The organism is Micrococcus sp. HSID17227 (assembly GCF_003989405.1).
GTDB lineage: Bacteria > Actinomycetota > Actinomycetes > Actinomycetales > Micrococcaceae > Micrococcus > Micrococcus luteus.
This window is the reverse complement of the sequence record NZ_RBLN01000126.1, coordinates 1-6,135: the sequence shown is the minus strand read 5'-3', so window position 1 is coordinate 6,135 and position 6,135 is coordinate 1. Positions and strand designations below refer to the sequence as shown.

Annotated in this window: 7 protein-coding genes, 1 other RNA gene and 1 pseudogene; 4 read left to right on the top strand and 5 right to left on the bottom strand. The window is 72.8% G+C overall.

Annotated features, from left to right (window positions below; translation table 11 throughout):
- Both D8M29_RS07555 and D8M29_RS07550 read right to left on the bottom strand, forming a co-directional pair.
- Positions 1-1,159, bottom strand: a 1,159-nt coding sequence (locus D8M29_RS07555) for a heavy metal translocating P-type ATPase (protein ID WP_370450152.1), incomplete at its 3' end; no start/stop codon positions are given.
- 31 nt (positions 1,160-1,190) lie between these two features.
- The gene (locus D8M29_RS07550) at positions 1,191-1,418 is read right to left on the bottom strand and encodes a heavy-metal-associated domain-containing protein (protein ID WP_069941174.1); all 228 of its coding nucleotides are present in this window, start codon (positions 1,416-1,418) and stop codon (positions 1,191-1,193) included.
- Between the two features lie 163 nt (positions 1,419-1,581).
- Between D8M29_RS07550 and D8M29_RS07545 the strand changes: the two genes are divergently transcribed.
- Complete coding sequence (locus tag D8M29_RS07545) at positions 1,582-2,283, top strand: Crp/Fnr family transcriptional regulator (RefSeq protein WP_227717897.1); 702 nt, start codon at positions 1,582-1,584, stop codon at positions 2,281-2,283.
- Between the two features lie 94 nt (positions 2,284-2,377).
- On the top strand, positions 2,378-3,019 hold the full coding sequence (gene def, locus D8M29_RS07540; RefSeq protein ID WP_060974043.1) for a peptide deformylase: 642 nt from the start codon (positions 2,378-2,380) through the stop codon (positions 3,017-3,019).
- 81 nt (positions 3,020-3,100) lie between these two features.
- Here the strand turns inward: def and D8M29_RS07535 are convergent, their stop codons facing one another.
- On the bottom strand, positions 3,101-4,546 hold the full coding sequence (locus tag D8M29_RS07535; protein ID WP_098093020.1) for a glyceraldehyde-3-phosphate dehydrogenase: 1,446 nt from the start codon (positions 4,544-4,546) through the stop codon (positions 3,101-3,103).
- Positions 4,547-4,690: 144 nt separating this feature from the next.
- Between D8M29_RS07535 and rnpB the strand changes: the two genes are divergently transcribed.
- Positions 4,691-5,070, top strand: an RNA gene (gene rnpB / locus D8M29_RS07530) — RNase P RNA component class A.
- A 21-nt stretch (positions 5,071-5,091) separates the two neighbouring features.
- Here rnpB and D8M29_RS07525 read toward each other — a convergent pair.
- Positions 5,092-5,406: a hypothetical protein gene (locus D8M29_RS07525; RefSeq protein WP_127435140.1), complete on the bottom strand. Its 315-nt coding sequence runs from the start codon at positions 5,404-5,406 to the stop codon at positions 5,092-5,094.
- Positions 5,407-5,504: 98 nt separating this feature from the next.
- On the opposite strand from D8M29_RS07525, the pseudogene yaaA reads away from it, so the two are divergent.
- Positions 5,505-5,861, top strand: a pseudogene (gene yaaA / locus D8M29_RS14175) (peroxide stress protein YaaA); the annotation flags it as partial.
- On the opposite strand, the gene D8M29_RS14520 reads toward yaaA, so the two are convergent.
- Entirely contained in the window at positions 5,747-6,064 is a 318-nt protein-coding gene (locus D8M29_RS14520; RefSeq protein ID WP_174233320.1) for a hypothetical protein, read from the bottom strand. The pseudogene yaaA and the gene D8M29_RS14520 overlap by 115 nt on opposite strands.
- Between the last annotated feature and the right edge of the window lie 71 nt (positions 6,065-6,135).

Sequence of the window (6,135 nt, the reverse complement as noted above, 5' to 3'; positions counted from 1 at the left end):
CCAGCGGGCCGTCCAGCAGGCCGCGGTCCCGGCCCGCCGCGACGACCGGCGCGGCCAACGGGTGGTCCGAGGCCGCCTCGAGCCGTGCGGCCCAGCGCAGCACCTCGTCCTCGGCCCCGGGTTCGAACGCGACGACGTCTGTCAGCTCGGGGGTGCCCGAGGTGAGGGTGCCGGTCTTGTCGACGGCGACGGCGTCGACCTTCGCGGAGCGCTCGAGGAACTCCCCTCCCTTGATGAGCACGCCGTCCTTGGCGCCGCGGCCGATCCCCGCCACGATCGCGACCGGGATGGAGATCACGAGGGCGCCCGGGCAGCCGATGACCAGCAGGGTCAGGGCCAGGGGGACGTCCCGCGTGATCAGACCGGTCGCGAAGGCCAGCACCATGATCGCCGGGGTGTACCAGCGGGAGAAGCGGTCCATGAACCGCTGGGTCCGAGCGCGGGCCTCCTGCGCCGCCTCGACGCGGTGGATGATGCGCGCCAGCGTGGTGTCGGCGCCCACGCCCCGCGCCTCCACCTGCAGCAGGCCTGCCGTGGCCACGGTGCCCGCGTACACGGCGTCGCCGTCGGTCTTCTCCGCCGGGATGGACTCGCCCGTGATGGATGCCTCGTCCACGGCGCCGACCCCGGTGAGCACCACGCCGTCCACCGGCACCCGGGCGCCGGCCTTGACGAGGACGGTCGCGCCGGGGGCCACCTCGTGGGCGGGCACGGTGCGCTGCGTCCCGTCTGCGTCGACGACGACGGCGGTCTCGGGCGCCGTGGACACGAGGTCCGCGAGCGCCGAGCGAGTCTGAGACAGGGTCGCGTCCTCGAGGCCGTGGCCGAGGGCGAAGAGGAAGGTCACGGCGGCGGCCTCCCAGAAATTGCCGAGCAGGGACGCGCCGATCGCGGCGGTGGCGACGAGCAGGTCGATGCCGACGGTCTTCACCCGCAGGGCGGCGATCGCGTCGCGCGCGATCGGCAGGCCGGCCACGACGGCGGCGGCGAGCATCAGGCCCGCCGCCACGAGGTGTCCGGTCCCGTGGGCCAGCTGCTCGGGCGCCAGCACGAGTGAGACGGCGATCAGCAGGCCGGCCGCCACGGGACGCCGCCAGCGGCGGGACAACGTGAGCCGGGCACGGGTGCGGCCCGGACGTGTGACGGCGAGGGTGGGCATGGCGGGCTCCGTTCGTCGGGGGCGGGCGGGGTCAGAAGGCCGACAGCCGGGCGGTGTAGCCGACCTTGGCGACGGCCTCGACGAGGTCCTGGGCAGTGGTGGTCTGCGGGTCGTGGTCGACCTCGATGCGCTGGGTCTCGAAGTGGACCTGCGCGCCGGTCACGCCGGGCAGGGCGTCGAGGGCCTTCTCGATCTTCCGGACGCACGAGGGGCAGCTGAAGCCCTCGGCGCGGAGCAGGGTGCGCGTGGTGGGGGTCATGGTCACTCCAGTCGGTCGTCACCGGCGCGGCCGCCGGTGAGGCTGAGCGGACGGGGCGGGCGCCCGGTCCGATCCCCGTCCTCCGGGGATGTCACTGACGCTACGAAGGGGACGGCGGGTACGCCTTGACCGCGGTCAAGCCGCCGTGTGGGAGGCTGATGGCGTGCGTATCGACCTGCCCCTCATCCCCGTGGATGAACCAGAGCCGTGCGCGGCCCGGGTCCCGCTGTTCACCGGGCTGGATCTGGAGCAGCTGCGCCGGGTCTCCGCCCTGGCGCGGCCGCTCGTGCTCGAGGCCGGCGATGCCCTGCACCTGGCCGGTGACCGCACGGACCGCCTGTGCGTCGTGCACAGCGGCCGCCTGGCGCTGACGCTCGGCTCAGCGACCGGCCGGGAACGCGTGGTGCGGATGGTCGAGCCGGGGGACTCCGTGGGCGAGCACGAGTTCCTCACGGGCGAGCCGGCCCGGCATGGGGCGCGCGCCGTGGCCGCGACCCGCCTGTGCACCTTCTCCCACGCCGAGGTCGCCCGACTCCTGGCCGAGCATCCGGGCATCGGGGGACGCGTGATGCGGACGCTGGCCGTCCGCCTGGCCGAGGCTGAACAACGGCTGGCCCGGGAGCATCAGCCTGTCACCGCACGGATCGCCGGACATCTGCTCGGCCTGCCGGCCCTCCGGGACGAGGCCGACCTCGTCGTGGTGCTGGCCGCGCCGAAGAAGGACGTCGCCTCGCTGCTGGGCACCACCCCCGAGGCGTTCAGCCGCGGGCTGCGCCGCCTCGCCGACGACGGCCTGATCGCCATCGAGGGCCCGCGGGTGACGCTGCTGGACCCGGAGGCGCTGGAGGCCCTTGCCGCGGAATGACCGCCGTCGTCGTGGTGTCGCCGGCGGTAGGCTGGGGACTCCCCCGTCCCCCTACCCACGCAGGCCCGCAGCCCGGGCCGGGAAGCGCAGTGCCATGGCCTCCATCCGTCCCATCACCGTCTACGGCGAGCCCGTGCTGCACCGGCGCGCGGCCGAGGTGGAGGTGATCGACGACGAGATCCGCGAGCTGATCGAGGACATGTACGTCACGCAGGACGCCGCGCACGGCGTGGGCCTTGCCGCCCCGCAGGTCGGGGTCGGGCTGCGGATCTTCACGTGGACGTTCCCGGACTCCGGCGATGCGCCGAACGTGGGCCACGTGATCAACCCCGTGCTGACCCACCTGGACAAGGCCCCGCGGGAGGACCCGCACCCGGACGAGCACACCGAGGGCTGCCTCTCGGTGCCCGGGCTCGGCTTCCCCCTGCAGCGCCCGACCCGCGTGCGCCTGTCCGGCCAGCGCGTGGACGGTGAGATGTTCGAGTTCGAGGCCGAGGGCTGGTTCGCGCGCATCATGCAGCACGAGTACGACCACCTCAACGGCACCCTCTACGTGAACCGGCTCGAGGGCAAGTGGCAGCGGCGCTGGAAGCGCGCGCAGCGGGCCGAGCGTCTGAACGTGCCCGGTGTGACGTGGCTGCCCGGTACCGATGAGGACCCCTTCGGCCACGACGCCGACGACCACGCGGACCACGAGCACGGCCCCGACGGCGACCACGGGCCCAAGGAGGACTGAGCCTCGGCTCGACGTCCGACCCGGTCGGCACACGACGACGGCCCGTCCCCTCCGCGGGGACGGGCCGTCGTCGTCGGCGGGTCAGGCCTGCGGGAAGGCGGGGACCTGCTGGCCCGCCATCTTCTCCACCACGCGGATCACCTGGTGCGAGTAGCCGTACTCGTTGTCGTACCAGACGTAGAGGATGGCGTTCTTGCCGTCGTTGTTCACGAGGGTCGCCAGGCCGTCCACGACGCCGGCGCGGTCCGAGCCGACGAAGTCGGTGGACACGACCTCCGGGGAGTCCACGTAGCCGACCTGGCCGCGCAGGGGGCCGGTGAGGGACTCCTGCTTCAGGCGGGCGTTGAGCTCCTCCACCGAGGTGGGCTTGGTCAGCTCCAGGTTCAGGATGGCCATGGACACGTCCGGGGTGGGGACGCGGATGGCGTTGCCGGAGAGCTTGCCCTTGAGCTCGGGCAGGGCCTTGGCCACGGCCTTGGCGGCGCCGGTCTCGGTGAGGACCATGTTCATGCCGGCGGCACGGCCACGACGGGCGCCCTTGTGGAAGTTGTCCACGAGGTTCTGGTCGTTGGTGTAGGCGTGTACGGTCTCCACGTGGCCGTGGTCGATGCCGTAGTCGTCCTGGATGACCTTGAGCACCGGGGTGATGCCGTTGGTGGTGCAGGAGGCCGCCGAGACGATCGTGTCCTCGGGCGTGATGTCGTCCGAGTTCACGCCGAACACGATGTTCTTCATCTCGCCCTTGCCCGGGGCGGTCAGGAGGACCTTCGCGGCGCCCTTGGCCTGCAGGTGCTGGGACAGGCCCTCGTCGTCGCGCCAGCGTCCGGTGTTGTCGATGACCAGCGCGTCCTTGATGCCGTAGGAGGCGTAGTCCACCGTGGTCGGATCGTTCGAGTAGATGACCTGGATCTCGGTGCCGTTGGCGGTGATCACGTCGCGGTCCTCGTCCACCACGATCGTCCCGTCGAACGGGCCGTGGATCGAGTCGCGGCGCAGCAGGGAGGCGCGCTTGATCAGGTCGTCCTCCGAGTTCTTGCGCACGACGACGGCACGCAGGCGCAGCTTGGAGCCACCGCCGGCATGGTCGAGGAGGATGCGGGCCAGCAGGCGGCCGATGCGACCGAAGCCGTAGAGCACGACGTCCTGGGTCTCGCCCAGGCCCTCACCGGCCTTGCCCTTGACCTCGGCGAGCTCGGCGTCCAGGAAGGCCTGGACGTCCTGGCCCGAGGCCTTCTGCTTGGCGGCCAGCTCGGCCAGGTCGACGGTGGCGGCGCCCAGGTCCATCGCAGCCATGGCCTCGACCAGGGGGTAGGTGGACTCGACGCTCAGCGGGGCCTCCTGCACGCGGCGGGCGTAGCGGTGGGCCTTGATGATGTCGATCACGCCGCGGTTCACGAGGGAGCGCCCGTAGATCGAGGTGACCACGTTGTGCTCGCGGTACAGGGTGCCCAGCAGGGGGACCATCTTCTCCGCGAGCTTCTGCTGCGTGTTCCACTCGGGGGTCTGGGTCGAGGCGGTGTCTGCCACGGGAGTCCTTCCTTGAAACCTGGCGGGGCCGTCCTGGGCAGGCCCCATCCCCCGACCTCGTTGTCGGCGGACTCCGCCATTCTAGGCGAGGACACGTCCGGAGCGGCCCTGCGGTCGCGACGGGGCGTACACTGGTCGGTCGGGACGGATCGGCGGACGGCCGCGTGCCCCTGCGGGGGGTGCGAGGAAAGTCCGGGCACCGAAGAGCAGGATGGTGGACAACATCCACCCGGGGCGACCCGCGGGCCAGTGCCACAGAGAGAAGACCGCCTCCGCGCCGTGTGCGCGGCGGTAAGGGTGAAAGGGTGGTGTAAGAGACCACCAGCGGCCCCGGTGACGGGGCCGGCTCGGTAAACCCCATCCGGTGCAAGGCCGAACAGGACGCGTCACGAGGGCTGCTCGCCCCAGCGTCCGGGTTGGCCGCTCGAGCCCGTCAGCGATGGCGGGCCCAGATGGATGGCCGTCACCTCGCGCGGGGCAACGCGCGCGAGGCACAGAACCCGGCTTACAGCCGGTCCGTCCCGCCTCACGGCCCCCGGCTGGGGTCAGAACCCCTCGTCGTCGAGGATCCGTTCGAACTCGAGCTCCACCACGTGCTCGCGCTCCCGCTTGTCCAGCAGGCGGTACCCGTACGACTCGCCGATCGAGACGACCTTCGCCAGGCTCGGGCGTCGCCGGTCCCGCGGCCATTCGAGCGTCACCCGGTCCTGCCCCGTGAAGGTGCGCTCCCGCAGGCGCTGCTCCACGGCCGAGGCGTGCGTGCGCTCCCGCCCACTGGAGCGGATCCCGAGCCACATGGCGGCCGCGATCACGAGCAGGACGAACGGGTACACCACGCCGAACACGTTCATGGCGGTCATCGGGCGACTCCTGGGATGCGGGGCGGCTGTGCGGACCCCACCACTGTGCCAGGTCCGGACGACGACGTCGGCCCGGGGCGCCTGGCTAGGCTGGCCCGGTGCTGATCCTGCTGCCGCCCTCCGAGGGCAAGACCGCGCCCCGCTCCGGGGCCCCGCTCGACCTCGACGCCCTCACCCTGGCCGAGGACGCCGCGGTGACGGGCGCCCGCGCGGACCTGCTCACGCGGCTCGCCGCGGTCTCGGCCGCCCCGGATGCCCTGGCGGCTCTCGGCGTCGGGGCGTCGCTCACCGGCGAGGTCGAGGCGAACACGCGCCTGGCCGTCGCCCCCGCCGCGCCCGGTCACCGGGTGTTCACGGGCGTGCTCTTCGATGCGCTCGACCACGCCTCCCTGTCCGCGGCGGCGAAGCGCCGCGCCCGCGCGTCCGTGCTGGTCTTCTCCGCGCTGTTCGGCGCCACCGCGCTGGCGGACCGGATCCCCGCCTTCCGGCTGCCCGTCGGCGCGAAGCTGCCCGGGCTGCCCGGGCTGGCCGCGCCCTCGGCCACGGCCTTCACCCCGTTCTTCAGCAGGGTCCGCGCGGCGGACTCGTCGAGCTCGTTCTGGGTGGCGCACGGCAGGGCCCCGGTGCCCTCGACGTTCCCGACGCGCCCGCCGGCCACGTTGCGGGAACGCTCGCTGCGGCGTCAGGGGGACTCGGCGTTACGTGCACGGCGGACCTCACTGGTCTGCC

Coding starts and splice junctions, on each gene's coding strand:
- D8M29_RS07550 (WP_069941174.1), bottom strand. CDS start 1,418: ATGACCCCCACCACGCGCACCCTGCTCCGCGCCGAGGGCTTCAGCTGC.
- def (WP_060974043.1), top strand. CDS start 2,378: ATGGCCTCCATCCGTCCCATCACCGTCTACGGCGAGCCCGTGCTGCAC.
- D8M29_RS07525 (WP_127435140.1), bottom strand. CDS start 5,406: ATGACCGCCATGAACGTGTTCGGCGTGGTGTACCCGTTCGTCCTGCTC.